Origin of the sequence: Bradyrhizobium sp. RT6a, assembly GCF_040547675.1 — a bacterium.
In the GTDB taxonomy this organism is placed as follows: Bacteria; Pseudomonadota; Alphaproteobacteria; order Rhizobiales; family Xanthobacteraceae; genus Bradyrhizobium.
Window position 1 is genome coordinate 118561 of record NZ_JBEPQC010000009.1, and the last position, 22805, is coordinate 141365.

The 22805-nt window shown below is 66.0% G+C and carries 18 protein-coding genes; 8 read left to right on the forward strand and 10 right to left on the reverse strand.

Features of this window, described 5'->3' with window-relative positions; genetic code table 11:
• Positions 1-44 precede the first annotated feature (44 nt).
• The 8 genes from ABIC03_RS33055 to ABIC03_RS33090 all read left to right on the forward strand — a co-directional run bounded on the left by ABIC03_RS33055 (position 45) and on the right by ABIC03_RS33090 (position 6875).
• Positions 45-350 (forward strand): integration host factor subunit beta, encoded by a 306-nt coding sequence (locus ABIC03_RS33055; protein ID WP_007598410.1) that lies wholly within the window; start codon positions 45-47, stop codon positions 348-350.
• Between the two features lie 70 nt (positions 351-420).
• A complete protein-coding gene (locus ABIC03_RS33060; RefSeq protein WP_354064333.1) occupies positions 421-813 on the forward strand; it encodes a lipopolysaccharide assembly protein LapA domain-containing protein in 393 nt (130 codons plus the stop codon).
• 81 nt (positions 814-894) lie between these two features.
• Positions 895-1566, forward strand: a complete 672-nt coding sequence (locus ABIC03_RS33065) for a phosphoribosylanthranilate isomerase (protein ID WP_354064335.1) — start codon at positions 895-897, stop codon at positions 1564-1566.
• A complete protein-coding gene (gene trpB, locus ABIC03_RS33070; RefSeq protein ID WP_354064337.1) occupies positions 1563-2780 on the forward strand; it encodes a tryptophan synthase subunit beta in 1218 nt (405 codons plus the stop codon). The genes ABIC03_RS33065 and trpB overlap by 4 nt, the downstream gene beginning before the upstream one ends.
• On the forward strand, positions 2777-3613 hold the full coding sequence (trpA, locus tag ABIC03_RS33075) for a tryptophan synthase subunit alpha (RefSeq protein WP_354064339.1): 837 nt from the start codon (positions 2777-2779) through the stop codon (positions 3611-3613). The genes trpB and trpA overlap by 4 nt, the downstream gene beginning before the upstream one ends.
• A gap of 137 nt (positions 3614-3750) precedes the next feature.
• A complete protein-coding gene (gene accD / locus ABIC03_RS33080; protein WP_354064341.1) occupies positions 3751-4692 on the forward strand; it encodes an acetyl-CoA carboxylase, carboxyltransferase subunit beta in 942 nt (313 codons plus the stop codon).
• Positions 4689-6032, forward strand: coding sequence for a bifunctional folylpolyglutamate synthase/dihydrofolate synthase (locus tag ABIC03_RS33085; protein WP_354064343.1), 1344 nt, complete (start codon positions 4689-4691; stop codon positions 6030-6032). The genes accD and ABIC03_RS33085 overlap by 4 nt, the downstream gene beginning before the upstream one ends.
• A gap of 102 nt (positions 6033-6134) precedes the next feature.
• On the forward strand, positions 6135-6875 hold the full coding sequence (locus ABIC03_RS33090; RefSeq protein WP_354064345.1) for a metallophosphoesterase family protein: 741 nt from the start codon (positions 6135-6137) through the stop codon (positions 6873-6875).
• Positions 6876-6976: 101 nt separating this feature from the next.
• Here the strand turns inward: ABIC03_RS33090 and ABIC03_RS33095 are convergent, their stop codons facing one another.
• From ABIC03_RS33095 to coaBC, 10 genes are all read right to left on the reverse strand, one after another.
• On the reverse strand, positions 6977-7990 hold the full coding sequence (locus ABIC03_RS33095) for an ATP-dependent DNA ligase (protein ID WP_354064347.1): 1014 nt from the start codon (positions 7988-7990) through the stop codon (positions 6977-6979).
• Positions 7991-8133: 143 nt separating this feature from the next.
• Positions 8134-8454, reverse strand: a complete 321-nt coding sequence (trxA, locus tag ABIC03_RS33100) for a thioredoxin (protein WP_007598398.1) — start codon at positions 8452-8454, stop codon at positions 8134-8136.
• 63 nt (positions 8455-8517) lie between these two features.
• The gene (gene addA, locus ABIC03_RS33105; RefSeq protein WP_354064351.1) at positions 8518-12027 is read right to left on the reverse strand and encodes a double-strand break repair helicase AddA; all 3510 of its coding nucleotides are present in this window, start codon (positions 12025-12027) and stop codon (positions 8518-8520) included.
• Entirely contained in the window at positions 12021-15167 is a 3147-nt protein-coding gene (addB, locus tag ABIC03_RS33110; RefSeq protein ID WP_354064353.1) for a double-strand break repair protein AddB, read from the reverse strand. The genes addA and addB overlap by 7 nt, the downstream gene beginning before the upstream one ends.
• Before the next feature lie 179 nt (positions 15168-15346).
• The gene (locus tag ABIC03_RS33115) at positions 15347-16069 is read right to left on the reverse strand and encodes a nucleotidyltransferase family protein (RefSeq protein WP_354064355.1); all 723 of its coding nucleotides are present in this window, start codon (positions 16067-16069) and stop codon (positions 15347-15349) included.
• A 124-nt stretch (positions 16070-16193) separates the two neighbouring features.
• Positions 16194-16511, reverse strand: coding sequence for a PilZ domain-containing protein (locus ABIC03_RS33120; protein WP_354064357.1), 318 nt, complete (start codon positions 16509-16511; stop codon positions 16194-16196).
• A 115-nt stretch (positions 16512-16626) separates the two neighbouring features.
• The gene (tsaE, locus tag ABIC03_RS33125; RefSeq protein ID WP_354064359.1) at positions 16627-18159 is read right to left on the reverse strand and encodes a tRNA (adenosine(37)-N6)-threonylcarbamoyltransferase complex ATPase subunit type 1 TsaE; all 1533 of its coding nucleotides are present in this window, start codon (positions 18157-18159) and stop codon (positions 16627-16629) included.
• Complete coding sequence (locus ABIC03_RS33130) at positions 18156-20660, reverse strand: sensor histidine kinase (protein ID WP_354064361.1); 2505 nt, start codon at positions 20658-20660, stop codon at positions 18156-18158. Before ABIC03_RS33130 ends, tsaE begins: the two co-directional genes overlap by 4 nt.
• Before the next feature lie 192 nt (positions 20661-20852).
• Complete coding sequence (dut, locus tag ABIC03_RS33135; protein ID WP_354064363.1) at positions 20853-21311, reverse strand: dUTP diphosphatase; 459 nt, start codon at positions 21309-21311, stop codon at positions 20853-20855.
• Positions 21308-22771: a bifunctional phosphopantothenoylcysteine decarboxylase/phosphopantothenate--cysteine ligase CoaBC gene (gene coaBC / locus ABIC03_RS33140; RefSeq protein ID WP_354064365.1), complete on the reverse strand. Its 1464-nt coding sequence runs from the start codon at positions 22769-22771 to the stop codon at positions 21308-21310. The genes dut and coaBC overlap by 4 nt, the downstream gene beginning before the upstream one ends.
• Positions 22772-22805 lie beyond the last annotated feature (34 nt).

The following is a 22805-nucleotide window of genomic DNA, read 5'->3' on the forward strand; positions in this document are numbered from 1 at the left end:
TTCACGGAAATGGTCGTCCGCACGCTCCCGGGTCCTATCTCTCGATGATCAAATCCGAACTTGTTCAGCGTATCGCCGAGCACAACCCGCATCTGTACCAGCGGGATGTCGAGAACATTGTGAATGCGATTCTCGAAGAGATCGTAGCGGCTCTCGCGCGCGGTGACCGCGTCGAGTTGCGCGGCTTCGGCGCCTTCTCGGTCAAGCATCGCCCTGCGCGCGCAGGGCGCAATCCGCGCACCGGCGCCCATGTACCTGTCGATCAGAAGAGCGTTCCGTTCTTCAAGACCGGCAAGGAAATGCGCGAACGGCTGAATCGCGACCACCCGGATCCAGGCGCGCCAGACTGAGGTCCACCTCAGGTTTCCCGCGGCCGCGCGCGATGCGGCCGCAAGCTTGATTCAAGGCGAGCGAGCCGAGATGCGAAAATTCCTGACCGCGTTGGTCGTGATTCCGCTGGGCCTGATCCTGATGGTCTTTGCCGTCGCCAACCGGCAATTCGTCACGGTCTCGTTCGATCCCTTCGTTTCCAACGACCCGTCATTCTCGGTCACGCTGCCGCTGTTCCTGCTCCTGATCGTGGTGGCTGCGCTCGGGGTCCTCGCGGGCGGTTGTGCCGTCTGGTTCGGCCAGCGGCACTGGCGGCGTGCGGCGCGCCGGCATGACTCGGATGCCCGGGCCGCGCGAAGCGAGCTGGCTGATCTCCGGGCCCAGGCGGCCGCAGCAAGGCCTGAGTCCCAGCGCCTCCCCGTTCCCTCCGGGATGGGGCTTTACGGGCCCGTCGGGCGAGACAAGCAGCGCGCGACGTTGTAGAAGCGGCCGAAACCGAAAAGCCCGTTTTCCGGCCGCGGGCCCGCGGCCTCCATTTGCTTTGAGCCCATATCCCGCGAGAACATGTCCCTGCTCGTCAAAATCTGCGGCCTGTCCACGCCCGCGACGCTCGAAACGGCGCTCGATGCGGGTGCCGACATGGTGGGCTTCGTGTTCTTCCCGCCGTCGCCGCGGCATTTGTCGCTGGAAGCCGGTCGGGAGCTCGGCCGGCAGGTGAAGCGGCGCGCGCTCAAGGTCGCGCTCACCGTCGATGCCGACGATGCCACGCTCGACAACATCATGGACGCGCTGTCGCCGGACATTTTCCAGCTTCATGGCACGGAGAGCGTGGCGCGGCTGCGCGACATCAGGCAGCGGTTCGGTCGCCCCGTGATGAAGGTCGTGCCGGTCGCAACGTCAGCCGATCTCGCCGTGCTGCCCGGTTACGCAGAGGTGGCCGAACGCATCCTGTTCGACGCGCGCGCACCGAAGGACGCGACCCGGCCCGGCGGCCTCGGTGCACCGTTCGATTGGCATCTGCTCGGAAACCTCGAGCTTGCGTTGCCGTATATGGTCTCGGGCGGCCTCAGCGCCGACAACGTCGCCGAAGCCGTTCGCGTCACCCGAGCCGGTGGTGTCGACGTCTCCTCCGGTGTCGAGAGCGCCCCGGGCGTGAAGGACCCCGAGATGATCAAGGCCTTCATTCGCGCCGCGCGCGCAAGCCAAGATGCAAGTCAAGAGTTGAGCGTCCGATGAATGCTGTAAAACCCAATTCCTATCGCAGCGGTCCCGACGAGCGCGGCCATTTCGGCATTTTCGGTGGACGCTTCGTTGCCGAAACCCTGATGCCGCTGATCCTCGATCTGGAGAAAGCCTACATCGAGGCCAAGGCCGATCCGGCCTTCCAGACCGAGATGAACGGCTATCTCAAGAATTATGTCGGTCGGCCCTCGCCGCTTTACTTCGCCGAGCGTCTGACCGAGCATCTCGGCGGCGCCAAAATCTATCTCAAGCGCGAAGAGCTCAACCACACCGGCTCGCACAAGGTGAACAACGTGCTCGGCCAGATCATGCTGGCGCGGCGCATGGGCAAGAAGCGCATCATCGCCGAGACCGGCGCCGGCCAGCACGGTGTCGCCACCGCGACGCTGTGCGCGCGCTTCGGGCTGGAATGCATCGTCTACATGGGCGCCGTCGACGTCGAGCGGCAGCAGCCCAACGTCATCCGGATGGAGATGCTGGGCGCAACCGTGGTCCCGGTGCAGTCGGGCACGCGCACGCTGAAGGACGCCATGAACGAGGCGCTGCGCGACTGGGTCACCAACGTGCACAACACCTTCTACTGCATCGGCACGGTCGCGGGTCCGCATCCCTATCCGACACTGGTGCGCGACTTCCAGTCGATCATCGGCAACGAGACCAAGGCGCAGATGCAGGAGATCGAGGGACGCCTGCCGGATTCGCTGGTCGCCTGCATCGGCGGCGGCTCCAACGCGATGGGCCTGTTTCATCCGTTCCTCGACGATTCCACCGTCGAGATCTTCGGCGTCGAAGCCGCGGGCCACGGCCTGACCCAACTGCATGCGGCATCGATCGCGGGCGGCCGTCCCGGCGTGCTGCACGGCAACCGCACTTATCTGCTGATGGACGCGGACGGGCAGATCCAGGACGCGCATTCGATTTCCGCCGGCCTCGACTATCCCGGCATCGGGCCCGAGCACTCCTGGCTGCACGAAATCGGCCGCGTGAACTATCTCTCCGCGACCGACGACGAGGCGCTCGCAGCGTTCCAGTTGCTGTCAAAGCTGGAAGGCATCATCCCCGCGCTCGAGCCGGCACATGCCATCGCCAAGGTGATGGAGCTCGCGCCGAAGCGGACGAAAGATCACCTGATGGTCGTCAACCTCTCCGGCCGCGGCGACAAGGACGTCCCACAGGTCGGCGACATCCTGAGGGGCAAGAGCAAGTGACCACGCGTATCGACACCCGTTTTGCCGAGCTGAAGAAAGCCGGCCGCGCGGCCTTCGTCACCTTCGTGATGGCCGGCGATCCCGATCCGGCGACCTCGCTCGAGATCATCAAGGCGCTGCCGAAGGCGGGTGCCGACGTGATCGAGCTCGGCATGCCCTTCACCGACCCGATGGCCGACGGTCCGTCGATCCAGGCGGCAGGCCTGCGCGCGCTCAAGGCCGGCATGACGCTGAAGAAGACGATCGATCTCGTGCGCGGCTTCCGCACGGACGACAACACGACGCCGGTCGTGCTGATGGGCTACTACAACCCGATCTACATTTATGGCGTCGACAAATTCCTGGTCGATGCGAAGAGCGCCGGCGTCGACGGCCTGATCATCGTCGACCTGCCGCCGGAAGAGGACGACGAGCTCTGCCTGCCCGCAATGAAGGCGGGCCTCAATTTCATCCGCCTGGCGACGCCGACCACCGACGACAAGCGCTTGCCGGCCGTGCTCGCCAACACCTCGGGCTTTGTCTACTACGTCGCGATTACCGGCATCACCGGCGCGGCGGCCGCGGATGCCTCCGCCGTTGGCGAGGCGGTTATCCGCATCAAACGGCACACCAAGCTGCCGGTCTGCGTCGGCTTCGGCATCCGCACGCCGGAGAATGCCCGCGCGATTGCCTCGCATGCCAATGGCGCCGTGGTCGGCACCGCGCTGGTCGATGCCCTCAAGAACAGCCTCGATGCGGACGGGCACGCCACCGGCAAAACCGTCAACGCCGTCGCTGAGCTGACGGCGGCACTGGCCCAGGGCGTCAAAGGCGCGCAACAGGCGGCGGAATAGGCCTTAATTCCGCTGCCAAGTCCGACGAGCAAGTCCGACGAGCAAGGCGGACGATACGGCGGCTTGCCGGGCCGGGTCCCGGCCGCCATATATCCCTTCAGGCGGTCCCCAGGCGGGATCGCACATCGGAGCAAACCATGAACTGGCTTACCAATGTGGTCCGGCCGAAGATCCGCAATATGCTGCGGCGGGAGACGCCGGAGAATCTTTGGATCAAGTGCCCGGATTCCGGACAGCTCGTGTTCTACAAGGACGTCGAGGCCAACCAGTTCGTCATCCCCGGCTCGAACTACCATATGCGCATGAACGCGGTGGCGCGTCTGAAGTCGATTTTCGACAACGAGACCTGGTACGACGTCGCGCTGCCTGACGTCACGCTGGATCCGCTCAAATTCCGTGACGAGAAGAAGTACGTCGATCGCATCAAGGATGCGCGCGCGCGAACCAACCTCAACGACGCGATCAAGGTCGGCTACGGCAAGCTCGAAGGTGCCGCCGTCGTCGTCGCCGTGCAGGATTTCGACTTCATGGGCGGCTCGCTCGGCATGGCCGCGGGCGAAGCCATCGTGCGCGGACTGGAACTCGCGGTCGAGAAGAAGTCGCCGTTCATCGTGTTCGCCGCATCGGGCGGCGCGCGCATGCAGGAAGGCATCTTGTCGCTGATGCAGATGCCGCGCACCACGGTCGCGGTGCAGATGCTGCGTGAAGCAAAACAGCCCTACATCGTCGTGCTGACCAACCCGACCACCGGCGGCGTCACCGCGTCTTATGCGATGCTCGGCGACGTGCAGATTGCCGAACCCGGTGCGCTGATCGGTTTTGCCGGCGCGCGCGTGATCGAGCAGACCATTCGCGAAAAACTCCCCGAGGGCTTTCAGCGCGCCGAATACCTCAAGGAGCACGGCATGGTCGACATGGTCGTGCACCGCCACGAATTGCGCCCGACCCTGGCGCGGCTCTGCCGACTGTTGACCAGGGCGCCGGCGCTGGAGAGCGCATCGAAACCGGTGCAGCCGGTCGTGAGCCCGGCGCAGATCGTGTCGGCTCCCGAAACGGCGCCGGCCGCGCCGCACGCGTGAACGCTTCCTCTGACCGCGCTAAACCGTCGCTTGACGAATTGATCGGGCGGCTGTCGGCCCTGCATCAGAAACGCATCGATCTCGGGCTGGAGCGGATGCACCGCCTGCTCGAGCGGCTCGGTCACCCCGAGCGCAAGCTGCCGCCGGTGATCCACATCGCCGGTACCAACGGCAAGGGCTCGACGCTCGCTTATCTGCGCGCGACGTTGGAAGCCGCCGGCCTGCGCGTCCACGCCTACACCTCGCCCTATCTCGTGCGCATCAACGAATGTTTCCGGCTCGGCCGGGTCGGTGGCGGCGTGCTGGTCGGCGACGACGAGTTGCGCGCGGCGCTGGAAGAGGTCGAGCGTGTCAATGCCGGCGAGCCGGCTACCGTGTTCGAGCTCAAGACGGCTGCTGCGTTTCATCTGTTTGCGCAGAACCCGGCCGACGTGGTTCTGCTGGAGGTCGGCCTTGGCGGCCGACTCGATTCAACCAACGTGGTCGATACACCGGTGGCCTGCGTGATCACGCCTGTCAGCATGGACCACATGGACTTTCTCGGCGATACGCTGACGCCCATCGCCGGTGAGAAGGCCGCGATCATCAAGCGTGGCGTGCCCGTGGTTTGCGCCGAGCAATCGGCTGAGGCGATGGCCGTGATCGAGGCGCAGGCCAAGCGCATGCGCGCGCCGTTGTTTGCCGGGGGCGAGAGCTGGCATGTCAATGTCGAGCACGGGCGGCTGGTTTATTCCGATGAGCGCGGCTTGATGGATCTCACGGCGCCGCGCCTGTTCGGCCGCCACCAGTTCGACAATGCCGGCCTCGCGATCGCGACGTTGCGGGCCACCAACGCCTTCAAGATCAACCAGGCGGCGTTCGAAGCCGGGATCGTCGGTGCGGAATGGCCGGCGCGGATGCAGCGCATCGCTTCGGGCGAGCTGCTCGCTCTCGGCCCCCAGGGCTCGGAGATCTGGCTCGACGGCGGCCATAATGCGGAAGGCGGCCGCGTCGCGGCGGCCGCGCTCGGCGATCTCGAAGAGCGGGTGTCGCGGCCGCTGGTCGTGATCGCGGGCATGATGGCCAACAAGGACGCGCAGGCTTTTCTTGCCAATTTCGCCGGTCTGACGCGTCACATCATCGCGGTGCCGATTCCCGACACCGACAACGCCATGCCGGTCGACCGCCTCACGGACGCCGCCCGCAGCCTCGGCATGCGCGTCGAGCCCGCGCCCGGCGTCGAGGCCGCACTGCGCGCCTTGGCGAAGCTCGCCTACGAAGTGCCGCCGCGCATCCTGATCACCGGCTCGCTCTATCTCGCCGGCCACGTGCTCGCCATCAACGGCACGCCTCCTGTATAGAGGTTGGGTAGCCCGGGTGGAGCGAAGCGCAATCCGGGACTGTACCGCAAGTGACGAAGGCCCCGGATTACGCTTCGCTCCATCCGGGCTACAGGAAGACCCATGCGTTTTGCAGCGATTGCCGACGTCCACGGAAATTATCTCGCGCTGGAAGCTGTGCTCGCCGACATCCGCGCGCAAGGTGTCTCCGACATCGTCAATCTCGGCGACATGCTGAGCGGGCCGCTCGATGCGCGCCGCACCATCGAGATCCTGATGCAGCTCGATGCCGTGCATGTGCTCGGCAATCATGATCGCTATCTGCTCGACCGTCCGCCGGAGAAGATGGGTTCGTGGGATCGTCCGGCCCATGCGGCGCTCGACGCCGCGCAACTCGATTGGCTGCGCGCGCAGCCGATGACGCGCGTGTTTCGCGATCAGGTGTTCCTCTGCCACGCGACGCCCGACAGCGACGAAGTCTATTGGCTCGATACCGTGCATCCCGACGGCGCGGTGGCGCTGTCGCCGCTCGATCGCATCGAACAGTTTGCGCAAGGTATCGTGCAATCGTTGACCCTGTGCGCCCACACCCATCTCGCCCGTGCGGTGCGACTTCGCGACGGAAGACTGATCGTCAATCCCGGCAGCGTCGGCGGCCCCGGCTTTCGTGACAAGCATCCGTTCCCGCATGTCGTCGAGGCCGGCACGCCGCACGCGCGCTATGCGATCCTCGAGCTAACCGATGGTGCCTGGCAGGTCACGTTCCGCCATGTCGTCTACGATCACGAGGCGATGGCCGCGCTCGCTCGCCGCAATGGCCAGCCGGAGTTGGCAAACGCGCTGGCGACGGGATGGATTGCCTAGCGCCGTCGCCTCGTAGCCTGGATGGAGCGAAGCGCAATCCAGGAATCGTACCACAAATGACGACGGCCCCGGATTACGCTGCGCTCCATCCGGGCTACCGGCTACAGCTGTTTCAGCAGCTTCATAGGATCGGCCACCTTCTGCTTCAGCTGCTCGAAGCTGCATTGCCGCGGGGCCTTGTCGGGGCGCCAGCGCAGGATCGAGGTGCCGTGGCGAAAGCGCTCGCCGCTGAAATGGTCGTAGCAGACCTCGATCACCAGCTTCGGCTTGAGCGGACACCATTTTGCCGACCGCTCGGTGGACCAGCGGCTCGGCCCGCCCGGCGCGTTGCCGGTGAAGCCGGGCTCGCCGATCAGCGCCTCCAGCCGATCGGTCAGGTCAGGCTTTTCCGTCGCCTTGATTGCCGAGGTAAAACCGACATGGTGCAAGAGACCTTCGTCATCATAGAGTCCGAGCAGCAGCGAGCCGACCACGCTCCGGCCGGCGATCTTGTTGGTGGCATAACGGAAGCCGCCGACCACGCAATCGGCGCTGCGGAATTTCTTGATCTTCTGCATGCCGTCGCGATTTCCCGCCTGGTAGGGCAGGTCGATACGTTTGGCGATGACGCCGTCCGAGCCGCCGCCGGATTGCGCCAGCCATTTTTTCGCGATGGCGTAGCTCGTCGTCACCGGTGAGAGGCGGAAGAGGCTGCCTTTCAGATTGGCTTTGGCAAACGCTTCCAGCGCCGGTCGCCGCTCACTCAGCGGCTGCTCGGCAAGTTGTTTCTCCCTGGCCGTCGCAAGCAGATCGAAGGCGAGATAGAGCGCCGGCGTTTCCTCCGAGAGCTTGTTCACGCGGCTCGCCGCCGGATGAATACGTTGCAGCAGCGCGTCGAAGGAAAACCCCTTGCCGTGCGGCACGACGATCTCGCCGTCGAGCGTGAAGCGATCCGCCTTCAGCTTCAGTGCCGCGGCGACAATCTCGGGGAAATAGCGCGCGAGGTCCTCGCCCGATTTCGAGCGCAGATCAATGCTGCCGCCGTTGCGCGACAGCAGGCAACGGAAGCCGTCCCATTTCGGCTCGTATTGCCACTCCTTGCCGCGCGGGATCGCGTCGACCGAGCGCGCTTCCATCGCTACGAGGGACGTAGATTTTCGCGCGCGTCTTGCAGGGGGAGGCACAGGCAGGGACTCGTCTTACGCTGGAACTGTCCCATCAACGCAAAACGGCCGGCTTTCGCCGGCCGTTTCCAAAAATAATTTCGTGCAGTCGCGGGTCAGACCGCGGAGGTGATCCACTGCTGCAGCTTCGCCTTCGGCGCCGCGCCGACCTGGCGGGAAGCCATCTCGCCGCCCTTGAAGATCATCAGGGTCGGGATCGACATCACTCCATATTTCGATGCGGTCTTCGGGCTCTCGTCGACATTGAGCTTCACGATCTTGACCTTGTCGCCCATCGCGCCGGCGATCTCGTCGAGCGCGGGTGCGATCATGCGGCAGGGGCCGCACCATTCGGCCCAGAAATCGACGACCACGGGGCCGTTTGCCTTGAGCACTTCGGCTTCGAAATCGGTGTCAGAAACCTTACCAACGGCCATGGGAGTACCTCGTACCTGAGAGAGGGGCGCGACGGGAATCGCGCCCGAGATCATGGCGTCAACCTATGAATGGCTCCTTGCCGGGTCAAGGACGCTCACACCGAGATGAAGAGATGCCAGCGCCGCGTCCAGCGCGGGAGCCGAAATCTCCATATATTCAAGGGCCTCGGTCCAGAGCAGGACGGCACGGACCGGCTTTTGGGGATAAAGCCTCGATAGCACCGCCCGGTATAGCGCCAGCTGCCGGACATAGGCGGCGGGCGCCGCATTGGCGCTGCTGGGAGCCGCCTGATTGGTCTTGAAATCGACGATCAGGACCTCGTCCGGCCGAACGACGAGCCGATCGATCTGGCCCGACACCAGCGCCGGGGCGCGGCCCGGCCGCTCCAGCCTGCCGACGATCGCGACCTCCGCCCGGCTGCCGGCGGCAAACACCGGCGCGAATCGTGGCTCGGCGATCAAGGCGAGCACCTTGTCGGCCAGCGCGGCGCGGTCGGCCTCCGCCCAGTCCGCGGCATTGCGTGCCATGAAACCGATCGCGGCCTCGCGCCGGCGCTCAGTGGCGATGTCGGGGAGCGATTGCAGCAGCCGGTGCACCAGCGTGCCGCGTTGCAGCGCGAGCGCGCGGGACTGCACTGATTCGCCTGACAGCACCGCGCGGCCTTCCCCGGACGACTGGCCGGAGGGACGCACCGGATCGTCGTCGATGGTCTCGCGCGGTACCGGTGTCCTCAGCCAGTCCGGGAGCGCGGTGGTCTGGTCCAACGACGTCGCGGGCGTGCCCAGCGCCACGACATCCTCCGGTCGGGAGAAACGCGTCACCTTGCCCAGCGGCGTCTCGACTGTCTCTTTCGTCAGGCCCGAGCCGGCGAGCCCGGTGTCGACCAGATCGTACCAGCTCAGCTTGCGGACCGTCTTCATGTTGCCGGGCATGCAGCCGCCGACGATGAGCCGGTCGGCGGCGCGCGTCATCGCCACGTAGAGTAGGCGGCGATATTCGTCCTCGGTCTCCTCGAGCATCGCCTTGCGCGCCTCGACGACGGGCTTGGGATCGTCCGCCTTGCGTCCGGCCCAGACCACGACCTCGCCGCCATTGCCGCGCGGGACCTGGATCAGCCGCAGCCGCTGCGAATCCGCAGGCGACGATGTGGTGTCGACCATGAACACGACCGAGGCCTCCAGTCCCTTGGCACCGTGCACGGTCATCACCCGCACCTCGTCGCGCGAGATCTCCATGTCGCGCTTCACCTCGGTATCGGCCGAGCGCAGCCAGGCCATGAAACCCTGCAGCGAGGCCGGCGCCTTGCGCTCGTAGTTCAGCGCGAGCTCCAAAAATTCGTCGAGCGCGTCATTGGCCTCATGACCGAGCCGGCGCAGCATGCGCGCGCGTCCGCCGTCGCCCCCGAGCAGCCAGGCGTAAAAGGCGAACGGCGTCTCCTCGCGGGCTCGGGTTTCGCAGGCCTCGAGGCGTCGCAACGCCGCAGTGAATTTCTCGCTTGTCCCGGCATGCTCGCCAAGCGCGCGGCGCAGCGATCCCTTGCGATCCCAGGCCAACTGGAACAGATCGTCGTCATCGAGCCCGAACAGCGGGCTCTTCAGCGCCACCGCGAGCGCGAGATCGTCCTGCGGCAGCAGCAGCGCGTCCGCAAGGTTCATCAGGTCGATGATTCCGATGTGCTCGGTCAGCTTGAGCCGGTCGGCGCCGGCGACGGGAACGTTGGCGTGCTTCAGGGCCTGGATCACCGCGTCGAACGCATTGCCGCGCCGGCGCACCAGGATCAGCATGTCGCCATACCGCAGGGGACGCCGCTCGCCTTCGTGCCCGGTCAGCGTGCCGCTCTCGACCAGCTGCTTGATCTCAATCTGGATCCGGCGCGCGAGCTTCACCTCGGGGCTGGTGGCGGCGACGCCGTCGAACGGTGCGCGCCAGCCCTCGATCTCCTGCCTGTCGTCGGCTTCCGCAAGGTCCCACAGCTCGATCACGCTGGGACCGGCATCGCCGAGTGCATTGTGCAGGGGATGGCCGGTCTCGATCGAATGGATGCTCTTGTAGATCGCGGGCTCGCGGAAGACGTGGTCGACCGAATGCAGGATTGCGGCGCCGGAGCGGAAGGAATAGGTGAAGGCGACCGGATCGAATTTCAGCCCGGCCGCCATGAACTTGCGGTGCAGCTCGCGCCGGCGTGCGTCGAACTCCCGGGGCTGAGCGCCCTGGAACGAAAAGATCGACTGCTTCTCGTCGCCGACCGCGAAGACGGTGCGGTTCAGGCCTTCTCGCGCGCCTTCGCCGGCCGTGAACTCCGAGATGATATGCGCGACGATGTCCCATTGCCGCGGACTGGTGTCCTGGGCTTCGTCGATCAGCACGTGATCGACGCCGCGGTCGAGCTTGTAATGCACCCAACCTGAAGAGACGCGGTCGAGCATCGCCAGCGTCTTGTCGATGAGGTCGTCATAGTCGAGCAGCCCGCGATCCTGCTTCTCGCGGCGATAGTTCGCGGCGGCAGCAGTCGCGATATGCAGTAGGGCCGCGGTGCGGTCGCGCATGGTCACCGCGCGGCGCGTCTCGACCAACCCACTGACGCGCTGCGCCTCGTTCTCGAACAGGCGGGCGACGGACGGGTTGTGATCGCAGAACTTCTTGGTCAGCACCGCCTTGCGCGGCAGCTTTTCGTCAGTCAGGAAGACGCTGAGATACGCATCGACCTGCGCGCCGCCGGAAAACACCTTCGCCTCGCGAAGCCGGCAGGCCTGGTCGTTGTCGGACTTGCTGCCATCCTCCAGCGCAAAGGCGATGTCGTCCCACCGCGATCGCGGCAGGAACGGACCGTCGACAATCTCGGTCTCGACGTCCTCGATGCGATCGCTGGCGGCCACGCCCAGCGCGGCTGCCATCTGCGCGGCAGCCAGCTCCGCGCTGCCGGCTTCATCGGTCCACGCCATGAAATGATCGCGGCTCAGACAGGCTTCGCGCACCACCTCCTTGAAGGTGACATCGGCGGCGCTCGCCATCGCAGTCAGCAGCGCGCGACCGGTCACGCTGTCGGGGTCCCGCGCGGCCTCCAGCAGCACCTTCAGATTGGCGCGTTCCATCATGTCGGTCTGGTCGCGCTCGTCGATGACGGCGAAGCGCGCCGGGACGTTGGCCTCGAACGGAAATTGCTGGAGCAGGCGGGTGCACAGGGCGTGAATGGTCTGCACCTTCAGCCCGCCCGGCGTCTCCAGCGCACAGGCGAACAGCTTTCGTGCGTCGCGCCGCAATTTTGCAGTGGGGTGCGGGATGCCGACCGCGCGGATCGCTGCATCGAGTGCGGTGTCGTCGAGCGTCACCCAATGCCCGAGCGTGGTGAACACGCGCTCGGCCATGTTGGCGGCAGCCGCCTTGGTGAAGGTGATGCAGAGAATCTTTTCCGGCGGCACACCCGCGAGCAGCAGGCGGATCACCCGCTGCACCAGCACATGCGTCTTGCCCGAGCCGGCATTGGCCGACACGAAGGCTGATGCGGTCGGGTCCGATGCACGCGCTTGCCTCGCGCGCACCTCATCCGGAATCGGGCGCGGTGCCTTTACCATTCCTCAATCCCCAATCCGCCAGCCGCGGACCATTCCTTGATCCGGGCAAGATCGTCATAGGCGCCGTAGCGGTTGGTCCACATCGGCAGGTTCAACGAGGTGTAGGGCTGGTTCTCGTCCTCGAAGGCGCGAATCAGCGCCTCGAGCTTGGCCCTGGCCTCGGCAGCCGCGGTGTCCGGCGGCTGCGGCTCGTCACCTTGCTTGAACTTGAGCTCGAGAATGCGTTCTTCGCCCGGCGGATTGTTGCCGCTCAGGCGAACATAGACGAGCTGGCTCACGGACGCGCCGGCATCGATGTCGGGAAAACCGCCCTCGCGCAGGATCGCGGCTTCCAGCGTGAGCTGCGGTGACAGGCCCATGCGGACCTGCTTGCCGGTCGGTGGCTGGCCGGTCTTGTAGTCGAGGATGGCGTAGCCGCCGCCCTGGCGCCGTTCGATGCGGTCGGCGCGCGCGGAGAGACGGAAGCTGCGCCCATGGTCGAGCGGGATCGAAATCTCGCCGCGAGTTTCCGCGGCGATCGCCTCGATCGCGTCGCGCCGCGCCGTCTCCCATTCGCCGAACCAGCGCGCGATGCGCTGGAAGCGCGGCCACCACAGCGCCCGCGCCTCGGGTCGCTCCATCAGCGGTGCAAAGTGTTTTTCGCCGATCGCGCGCAGCACGCGCGCGGGATCATCGGGCAGATTGTTGGCGTAGCGTTCCGTGAACTCGCCGAGCGCATCATGGATCGCCGAGCCGCGGTCGGCGGCCGACAGCGGCATGTCGACGGGATCGAGCGCGTCGAGCCGCAAAATGTGTTTTGCGTAGATCGTATAGGGATCGCGCAGCCAGTCCTCGATCCCAGTCACAGACATCCTGAGCGGCCGGGTTGCGCGTGGCGGTCGCGGCTCGGGCTGCTTGATCGGTCTGACCTCGTCGGGCTGGTCCAGCGCGGCTGCGAACTGCACGTATTTCTCGCCCGCGCGAATGGCGGCCTTCCAGTGCGCATCGCCCGCGACCGCCTCCAACCGGTGCAGGAAGCGCGAGGCGACCGCCGGCGCACCGCCGGCCTTGGCGGAGTGGGTGAGGATGACCTCGTCGCCACCGAGCAGTTGCGCAAAATCATGCGCGGAGAGGCCGATACGGCGTTCCGGCAGATCGAGGCCCAGCTGGTGCCGCATCGGCCGGCTCAGCCACGGATCGATGCGCGGCGCCGGTGGCCAGACGCCCTCGATCAGCCCACCGACGATGATGCGGTCGGCCTGCATCAGGCGCGATTCCAGCGGGCCGTAAATCTGGAGCCGCGCGCCCGGCCTGTCCCGCCGCCGCACCGCGCGATCGCTGAACGCGGTCTGGAACACGTCTGCGTAGTCGGGCAGCGTGACTATCAATCCGCTGGTCGTGCCGCCGCGCAGGAGATCGTCGAAGGCGCTCGCGAGCGCGAGGCCTTCGCGCTCCTCGAACGCCAGGGGGATACCCTGCTCGTCGCGCGACAGCTCGATCATGATCTCGCGATGCCGATGCGCGAGTTCGGCGAAGTCAAACGGTTTTGATGACGCAAGACTCTCGATCGGCGCCAAGGCTTGTCGTAGGCCATCGATCAGCGCCTGAATGCGATCGAGGTCTTCCGCCTTGAGACGTGCGCGCGGCTCGGCCTTGTGCAGCGCGGAGACCTCGCTGCGCCACAGCTTTGCCAGTTCCTCGCGAAAGCGATTGAATTCGCGCAACAGCCCGGCGATGGCCGCAGGCGGGCGCGTGCCGCGCAACAAAGCGAGCTCCAGGCTTTCGATCGCCGCCTTCCATGCGCCAGGCGCCCGGCCGAGCCGGCACAGCGGGTGCTTCAGCATTGCGAGCAGCGTCGGCGGCTCCAATCCCCTGGTCGCAGCCTCCGCTGTCAGTCGCGCAAAGACGCCGGCGGACGTTTCCATCAGGACGTCGCCGCCGGAATCGTCGAAAGCGAGATCCCACCGTGTCAGCGCAGCCATCACCCGCCGCGCCAGCGCACGATCGGGCGTGACAAGCGCCGCGGATTTGTCGAGATGCCGCGCCTCGCGCATCGCGATGGCGATCGCGAGCGCTTCCATCTCGGGGTTGGGAGCTTCGACCACCGCGAGGTTCTTCATGCCGCCGGTGATCTTCGCGGCCACATCCGGCTGCTTCAGCCGGTCGTGCCAGATCTCCGTCTTGGCCGAGGGCCGCATCGATTCCGACGCCAGCAGATCGCGGCCGCCTTCCGCCGGAGGCTTGAGGATATCGACGTCGCTGCGCTTGATGCCAAAGCGATCCAGCAGCGCGTGCATTGCATATTGCGGATGGTTCGAGACTGGATGCTCCGCGAACTTGCCGAGCGAGTCGCGGACGCCGCCGATGCTGCGCCATGCATCGTCGTCGAGATCGGTGTCGAGGCCGGGCAGCACCACGGCGCCATGCGGCAGCGAGGCGACTGCGTGGAGAAATCTTGCCGTGGCCGGCATCGAGCCGGTCGAACCGGCCGCGATCACGGGGCCAAGGGGATGCGCGGTCAGCCGCCTGGCTTCGGCATCGATCAGGAGGTCGCGGCGGGCAGCGGGCTCGATGCGTTTGATTTCGGCGAGATGACCGGGCCAGGCGATGCGCGCGATGCGCAGGAATTCAAGCGAGTGCTGCCAGTACCGGTCGAGCATATCAGGCACCAGGCCATCGAGCGCGCTCCAGTCGACGCCGCGCGTGACCATGTCGTCGATCAGGCGCGCGAGATCGGACGCCAGTGCCAGCGTCGAAGCGGGGCCGCCGACGACCAGCGGCGACAGCACCGGACCCTTGGCCCAGGCCGCGACGAGCTGCGCCAGTGTCAGCCGCCGTTCGAGCTCGCCGAGCCGCGGCGGAATGTCGAGCGGCGTTGCGCCGGAAAATTGTTCGCCCTCATCGGCGAACGCGAGTTCATCCTCGTCGATGTCGCCGAGCGCGACGATGCGCGGCAGCACGACCGCATCCGCCTTCATCTCGTCGAGGAAGATCTCGCGGACGACGCGCATGGCGCGCCGTGTCGGCAGGTACAGCGTGGCATCGGCAAGCCGTGCCGGCTCCTTGCGCGCCTCAAAGCCCTCGACCAGCCGGCCGTCGAGCAGGCTCGAGACGACGGTGCGCAGGAACGGAACTGAGATAGGAACGCTGAAAACGCGCATGAGCTGCCTGATTCGGGAATCAGGCGCCAATATAGGGAGGCGGACTCAAATGGATATGGGGCGGAGGCGGATAGTCCCCGCTCTCCCGCTGTCATTCCGAGGCGGTGCGCAGCACCGAGCCCGGAACCTCGAGATTCCGGGTTCGCGCTTACGCGCGCCCCGGAATGACGAGGCAACTCTTACGCCACGCTCTCCAAAAACGCCTCTTCCGCCGCGTGGACGGCATCAGGCGTGCCGACATGCATCCAGACGCCGTCGAGGCGAAGGCCGAACAGCCGCTCCTGCTCGTTGGCACGGTCGAACATCTTGGTCAGCGAGAACTCGCCAGTCGGGGCATCGGCGAAGATCGACGGCGACAGAATCGCGGCGCCCGCATAGACGAACGGAACGACCTCTTTTTCCTTGCGCTTGCGCAGGGCGCCGTCGGCCAGCATGCCGTAATCGCCGCGGCCGCTATAGCCAATGCTGGTCGCCGTCGGCGCCATCAGGAGCAAGATGTCCATGCGCTCAGGGTCGAAGTTTTCGGCGAGCCGCGTCAGGTTCGAGCGCACGCCGTCGATCCACAGCGTGTCGGAATTGACGTGAAAGAACGGTGCGTCCCCGAGCAGCGGCAGTGCCTTGACCACGCCGCCGCCGGTGCCGAGCACCTGGTCGCGCTCGTCCGAGATGGTCACGCGCGGATGCTGGCGAGATGCGGTGTGATCGATGATCTGGTCCGGCAGGTAGTGCACGTTGACCACCGCCTCGCTCACGCCGGCCTGGGCAAGCTTGTCGAGCACGTGGTCGAGCAGCGGCTGACCGGCCACCGGAACCATCGGTTTCGGCATCTTGTCCGTCAGCGGACGCATACGCAGGCCGAATCCTGCGGCGAGCACCATGGCTTTGGTCGGTTTGACGGGCATCCTTCGCTTTCTCAGACCCACTGATTTCGCGTTCGCAGCAATCCTAACACGAGGCTCAACTGACCGCACCGCGTCTTAACCGCCTTAACCACCTGCCGTGACGCTTGTACGACGGGTGTTGCCGTTACGCCCCGATGGATGTGGAACGCGCCTTTTTCTTCTTGTCGCCGAGCTTGAGAAAGTTGACGCCGATCTGGTCGCCATTGACCCAGGAAAGCTCGCAGCGCCGATACGCAAGTCCGGTGGACGACAGCAGCAGAAAAAATTCCTTCAGGTGCAGACCTTCGACCGAGCCGTCTATGGTCAGCTTGGCGCCGCTCTCGGAGACGTCCTCCATGGTGCAGTCGCGCCGCCAGGTACCGTCGATACCCATCATCTGGGCCGCGATCCCGCGCTCGAAAACAATCCGGCTGTTGCCGCGCTCGTCCGTCTTCACCGCCATCTGCCCTGCTCCAGCCCCGTAATCATCCGGCTGCCTCGCCGCCAGATTACCGGCGCCTTGGCTAACAGCCGGTAAATCGGGTTCCAAATCAGCCTTTTCAGCCTCTTTTGGCTGTTCAGCCTTGGGCCGGCCTTTGGGGCGGCGGGACGTTGGCGAGATACCAGTCGCGCAGATGGGCGAGCGCGGGATGCGCCAGGGAGCGCTGGAGATAGGTCCAGATCCGCGGCTGGTGACGCAGATAATGCGGCTTGCCGTCGCGGCGGTTGAGGCGGGCGAAGGTGCCGAGCAGACGCGTGTTCCGCTGCGCCGACATGATGGCGTAGAGCTCGGCGAAGCCGGCCGCGTCGAAGCTCGCGTCGCTCGTGCGGCGCGCCTTGATGTAGCGCGACAGCAGCGTCAGTTCGATCGCCTCAGGCACGTCGATGCGGGCGTCCTGGAGCAGCGACACCACGTCATAGGATTGCGGCCCCAGCACGGTGTCCTGGAAATCGATCACGCCGACGCGTTCAATGCCGGTGCGATTCCCGAGCCAGATCAGGTTCGGTGAGTGATAATCGCGGATGATCCACGTCTTCGGTGTCGCCAGCGGCTTCTTCAACAGCTCGCGCCACATCGCGAAGAATTCGGCGCGCTTCCCGTCGCCCAGCGGCGCGTTGCGATCGGGCAGGTACCATTCCGGCATCAAGCCGATTTCAATCAGCAGCGCCTCGGTATCGAAGACGGGAATGGCGTAGGTCTGGTCCCCGAGCGGCAGCGTCTCCGGCAGCGTCTTGCCGTGCAGCACGGCCAGCAAATCGGTTGCGGCTTCGTAGCGTTCGGCGATCGGGCGCGGCGGATCGCCCTCGATCACGCCTTCGCTGCCGAAGTCTTCGCTGATCAGGAATCCGTGGTCGAGGTCGGAATGATGGATCGCGGGCGCGGAGATTCCTTGCGCGCGCAGGCCCTCGTCGATGGCAACGAACGGTTTGATGTTTTCGGCGAGATGCACCGCGGCGCTGTAGGATTTTCCGCTGTACATGGCAGCGCCATCCGGGCGCTGCGGAGAATTCATGAGGATAACGATCTCGTCGTCGCGCAGCAGCCGCGCATAGGAGCGGGTCGAGGCGTCGCCCGCCATGCGCTTGCGCGTTGCCTCCATGTAGCCGGATGCATCGAGGAATTCGCGCAGCGCCTTCAACCGCGCGACGGTGGCGGCAGCCTTGCCGTGACCGGTGATGTCGGCAGCGCGTGCATTCGAGCCCAGCGCCGGCCGGTGCGTCAGCGCGATGTCGATGCGGTCTTGAGGCATCGCCGATGGTGCGCGCTCCGGCCATTCGATCAGGACGAGGGTTGCTTCCGGCAGCGGCGACAGCCCGATCTCTTCGAGCTCGCTCTCGTCCTCGACGCGGTAGAGGTCGGCATGCATCACCGGGAATGGTGGCAGCTCGTAGCCCTGCACCAGCGTGAAGGTCGGGCTCGGTACTTCCAGTGCGTCATCGCCGGCGAGGTAGCGGATCATGGCCCGCGCCGCCGCGGTCTTGCCGGCACCGAGATCGCCGGTGAGCGTGATGACATCGCCGGGGCCGACCAGCAGCGCGAGGTCGGCCATCAGTTGCGCAGTGGCCGTCTCGTTGTGGAGCGCGACGGAAAATGTGGTTGGCGCAGTCATTCGGCGGCGTCGCGATGCGCCGCCTGGTCGGTCGGGAAGTCACAGATCACGACCGTGCCCCTGCCCACGATCGAATCCACCCGGATATTGCCGCCATGCAGCTCGACGAAGGAGCGCACCAGCGACAGGCCAAGCCCGGCGCCGCGATGACGCGAGCCCTGCGAGCGGCTTTCGAACCAGTTGAACACCTTGTCCTTCATGTCGGCAGGTATTCCAGGCCCGGAATCTGTCACAGTGAAGACCACACTGCGTTCGGTGCGGCGGGCGCTGATGCCGACGGTGGAATCCGGTGGAGAAAACCCGACGGCGTTGGCAAGGAGGTTATAGAGCACCTGCACCACGCGCTTCTCGTCGCCGGTGAAGCTGCCGACATCGGGCGCGATCTCGACCTTGAGGCGGATGCGGTCGGTGGCGAGCCGGTCCTGGAGACCCTCGGCGGCGAGCTCGATGGTCTTGCTGACGTCGACCGGGCCGAGTTCCAGCTTCATGGCGCCCGCGTCGATGGTGGCGAGATCCAGGATGTTGTTGGTCAGCGCCAGCAGCGCATTGGTCGATTTGGTGACGTAGTCGAGATACTCGGCCTGTTTCGGCGTCAGCGGCCCGGTTGAGGGATCGCTGAGGAAATGCGCGAAGCCGATGATGGTGGTGAGCGGCGAGCGCAGCTCGTAGGAGACGTGGTGGACGAAATCCACCTTCATCTGGTCGGCCGCCTCCAGCGCCTCGTTGCGCTCGCGCAGCGCGCGCTCGACGTTCTCGGTGTCGGTGATGTCCTGGAACGTCAGCATCGTGGCGCCATCGTGCAGGGGCCGGATCATGCCGTCGAGCACGCTGCCGTCCTTGCGCTCCAGCTTCAGCGGAACGTCGGCGCGGCTCTCGATCGAGGTGACGGCCTCGCGGATCTGGCGCCAGACGATCGCGTCGTCGAACAGCTGATGGCACCAGCCCTCGACCGTCTGGATGTGCGGCTCGTCGCGCATGGCGTCAGCGGACAGCTTCCACATCCGGACGAAGGCCGGGTTGAACAGCTGCGCCTTGCCGTTGCTGCCGAACACCGCGACGCCCTCGGCCAGGCTGTCCAGCGTCTCGCGCTGGACGCGGATCATGCCGTCGAAGCGGCGGGCGAGTTCGAGGCTCTCGGTGACGTCGTCGAACAAATAAGTGACGCCGCCTTCGGGGTTCGGCGTGGTGACGACGGAGAGCGCGCGGCCGTCGGGCAGGTACCAGGTGTCCTTGGCGGCCTCGACTGCGCGATAGGCCTCGTGCAGCTTGGCCTTCCAGGCGCGGAAGTCCGGCTGCTCCGGCAATTTGCGTGAGGAGCGGAGCTTGTCGAGCACGCTGGAATCATCAGGGTTGGCGTCGAGAAAAGCGCGGTCGAGGTCCCACAGCTGGCGGTAGGAATCATTGTAGAAGGCGAGCCGGCGCTGGCCGTCGAACACGGCAACGCCGGAGGAGAGCTGGTCGAGCGTGCGGCGATGCGCTTCCGCCATCCGCACCAGCGCCGAGCTCAAGGCATCCGCCTCGCTGGCATCGATGGCAACGCCGACATTGCCGCCGCCCACATTGACGGCGCGCACGTCATAGATGCGCCGCTCGCCGCCGATCACGATCGGCAGCCGCGAGGTGAAATTGGCGGTTTCCTTCAGTCCGCGCTCCATCGCGGTCCGGTCGGCGCTGTCGAGCAGCTCGAGCTTGCGCTCCTGGGCGTCGGTGATGCTGGCTGCCTCGGTCGCACGGACATAGGCGGGGTTGGCGTAAGCCAGCGCGCCGTTCTCGCCCTTGGCCCAGATGGGCCAGGGTGCGGCGGTCGCGAATCCGCGCAGCATCTCCGTCTCGTCGGAGAGTGCCTTGTAACGCAGATTGGTCTCGGCCAGATCGCGGCGGAGCCCCGAGAGTTCGCGAATCCTGACGATGGCCTGGCCACCGATGGCGCGGCCGATGGCCTCCAGCGTGTGGCCATGCGCGGTGGTGAGCGTCAGCTGGAACCCGTCGCCGCGGTCGCGCAGCGCATCGACCGCGTGATCCATCTGGAGCGCCGGTTCCGGCGGCAACCAGGTTCCAAACGCGAGCACGCGCTGTGGAGAAGAGTCGCGCGGCAGCACCAATGAGATGTCACCGGAGATCTGCGCGCGATTGTCGCCGGCGGGCCAGGAAATCAGGATCTGCGGCTCGGCGAACAGAAGTGCGCGGAAGCGGTCGGCCTGGAGCTGGAGTTCCCCGATCCGGGCGCGCAGCCGCGCCTCGTTCCTTGCCGTGCGCACGCGCGTGCGCATCAGGAGGATCGCGGCGACTACAGAGAAGCCGAGCAGGGCCAGCGCGGTGGCCAGCACCGCGAGCTCCTGCCGGTTGAAATCCAGCAACGTTGAGAGTGTGTCGACGAGGTCGGCGGCCTCAGCCGGCGCAGCCGGCAGCAGCGCCGCGAGAGCGCTTCCCAACAAGCCGTTGCGCACGAGCGATGTGCACGACAGCAGCGTCCGACGCATCGACACGATCACGCCTGACATAGTTGCCCCAAGATCGCACGAATTTGCGCGCGGCGACCCCCGTCGCGCGCGAATCAAACGACAATACCCTCACCGTGACTCCACCGGTAAGAGTCCAGATCGTGAACGCAAAGGCGCTCCCAAAAAAATGCGGGGCGCGGTGTTCCAGTTTCACGTAGTTCCTCGGGTGATTCGGCGGGAATTGCCGTGCGTTTAACGACCCGTCGAGCCAAATCCGCCGGCGCCGCGGTCGGTCGCCGACAATGTCGCGACGGGAACCAGCGCGGCCTGCACCATTGGCGCGATCACCATCTGCGCGATGCGCTCGCCGCGCTTGACCACGAAGGCAGTCTGGCCGTGATTGATCAGGATCACCTTGATCTCGCCGCGATAGTCCGCGTCGATCGTGCCCGGTGAGTTCAGCACGGTGACGCCGTGCTTGGCCGCAAGCCCCGAGCGCGGCCGCACCTGCGCCTCGTGCCCGGGCGGCAGTGCGATCGCGAGGCCCGTCGGCACCGGCGCGTATTGGCCGGGCGCCAGCGTCAGCGGCTCGTTCTCGGCCACCGCCGCCATCAGGTCGAGACCGGCGGCATCGGCTGTCTGATAGGCCGGCAGCGGCAGCCCCTCCGCATGGGCCAGGCGTTGCAGTTCGACCGTGACTTTGGTGCTCAAGATGCGGGCTCCCGGGATTTGCCGGTCACGCTCTTTGCGATATGCGCGACCAGTTCAATGGCGACCTGTTCCTTGGTCATCGCCGGCCAGGGATCAACTGCAATCTCGCCATCCTTCTCATCGTGCTTCTCACCTTTCTTGCGGCTGATGAGGTGCACGGTGTTGCGGTCCCCGCCCATCACGCCTGTTGCGGGGGAGACGTCGTTGGCGACAATCCAGTCGCAGCCCTTGCGGGCAAGCTTCGACTTGGCGTTGTCGATGAGGTGCTCGGTCTCGGCGGCAAAGCCGATCACCAGTGGCGGACGCTTGTCGGTCAGCTTGGCAATCGTCGCGAGGATGTCGGGGTTCTCGACCAGCTGGAGCGGCGGCATGCCGGCCGAGGTCTTCTTGAGCTTCTGCTCGCCTTCATTGACGACGCGCCAGTCGGCGACGGCGGCGGCGAAGATCGCGATGTCAGCGGGGAGCGCGGCCTGCACCTGCTCAAGCATCTGCCGTGCCGATTCCACATGCTTGACCGTCACGCCCTGGGGATCGCTGAGATCGACCGGGCCGCTGACCAGGATCACCTCGGCGCCCGCGGCCTGTGCGGCGGCGGCGATCGCAAAGCCCTGCTTGCCGGAGGATCGATTGGCGATGTAGCGCACCGGATCGATCGGCTCGTGCGTCGGGCCCGCGGTGATCAGCACGCGCTTGCCGGCAAGCGGGCGCGGCACCGGCGGCCGCAATAGCCGCTCGGCAGCCGTGGCGATCTCGATCGCCTCGGACATCCGGCCGACACCGGCTTCGCCCGCCTCGGCCATCTCTCCGGAATTCGGCCCGATCAGCACAACCCCATCGCGCTGAAGCTGCGCGACGTTGCGGCGGGTCGCCGGATTGTTCCACATCAGCGGGTTCATCGCCGGCGCCAGCAGGATCTTGCGGTTGGTCGCGAGCAGGACGGCGCTGGCGAGATCATCGGCATGGCCGTGCGCCATCTTCGCCATCAGGTCGGCGGTCGCCGGCGCCACCACGATCAGGTCGCACTCGCGCGCCAGCCGGATATGGCCAGCGTCGAACTCGCTCTGGGGATCGAACAGGTCGGTGTAGACGCGCTCATGCGAGAGCGCGCTCACGGCCAGCGGCGTGACGAATTGCTGCGCCGCCTTGGTCAGCACGCAGCGGACCTCGATCCGCCGCTCCTTGAGCCTTCGGATCAGGTCGAGCGATTTGTAGGCCGCGATCCCGCCGCCGATGATCAGGGTGACGCTGGCTTCTGGAACGGCACCGGTGCGTTGGGACATCGGGGTGGTGGAGGTCACGGGCGGCGCCGTGAACGGCGTCAGGGGCTCCTCACGGCCTTCGATCAGCTCCCCGAGGATAACCCGGACCTCTTCCTCGACCGACCTGCGGTTCTTGGCCGAGCGCAGCCTGAGGTAATTTTTGATGCCTTCGTCGAGCTTGCGAATGGTCAGGCTCGCCATGACGCCTCTCCAGCACAAATGATAGCGATGCTAT

Excerpts from the sequence above, each read along its gene's own strand:
- ABIC03_RS33095 (WP_354064347.1), bottom strand. The coding sequence starts at position 7,990 with ATGGAAGCGCGCTCGGTCGACGCGATCCCGCGCGGCAAGGAGTGGCAA.
- ABIC03_RS33115 (WP_354064355.1), bottom strand. The coding sequence starts at position 16,069 with ATGCCCGTCAAACCGACCAAAGCCATGGTGCTCGCCGCAGGATTCGGC.
- ABIC03_RS33060 (WP_354064333.1), top strand. The coding sequence starts at position 421 with ATGCGAAAATTCCTGACCGCGTTGGTCGTGATTCCGCTGGGCCTGATC.
- ABIC03_RS33065 (WP_354064335.1), top strand. The coding sequence starts at position 895 with ATGTCCCTGCTCGTCAAAATCTGCGGCCTGTCCACGCCCGCGACGCTC.
- ABIC03_RS33090 (WP_354064345.1), top strand. The coding sequence starts at position 6,135 with ATGCGTTTTGCAGCGATTGCCGACGTCCACGGAAATTATCTCGCGCTG.
- addA (WP_354064351.1), bottom strand. The coding sequence starts at position 12,027 with ATGGTAAAGGCACCGCGCCCGATTCCGGATGAGGTGCGCGCGAGGCAA.
- accD (WP_354064341.1), top strand. The coding sequence starts at position 3,751 with ATGAACTGGCTTACCAATGTGGTCCGGCCGAAGATCCGCAATATGCTG.
- coaBC (WP_354064365.1), bottom strand. The coding sequence starts at position 22,771 with ATGGCGAGCCTGACCATTCGCAAGCTCGACGAAGGCATCAAAAATTAC.
- ABIC03_RS33120 (WP_354064357.1), bottom strand. The coding sequence starts at position 16,511 with ATGGCGGTGAAGACGGACGAGCGCGGCAACAGCCGGATTGTTTTCGAG.
- addB (WP_354064353.1), bottom strand. The coding sequence starts at position 15,167 with ATGCGCGTTTTCAGCGTTCCTATCTCAGTTCCGTTCCTGCGCACCGTC.
- ABIC03_RS33055 (WP_007598410.1), top strand. The coding sequence starts at position 45 with ATGATCAAATCCGAACTTGTTCAGCGTATCGCCGAGCACAACCCGCAT.
- ABIC03_RS33130 (WP_354064361.1), bottom strand. The coding sequence starts at position 20,660 with ATGTCAGGCGTGATCGTGTCGATGCGTCGGACGCTGCTGTCGTGCACA.
- trpB (WP_354064337.1), top strand. The coding sequence starts at position 1,563 with ATGAATGCTGTAAAACCCAATTCCTATCGCAGCGGTCCCGACGAGCGC.
- trxA (WP_007598398.1), bottom strand. The coding sequence starts at position 8,454 with ATGGCCGTTGGTAAGGTTTCTGACACCGATTTCGAAGCCGAAGTGCTC.
- tsaE (WP_354064359.1), bottom strand. The coding sequence starts at position 18,159 with ATGACTGCGCCAACCACATTTTCCGTCGCGCTCCACAACGAGACGGCC.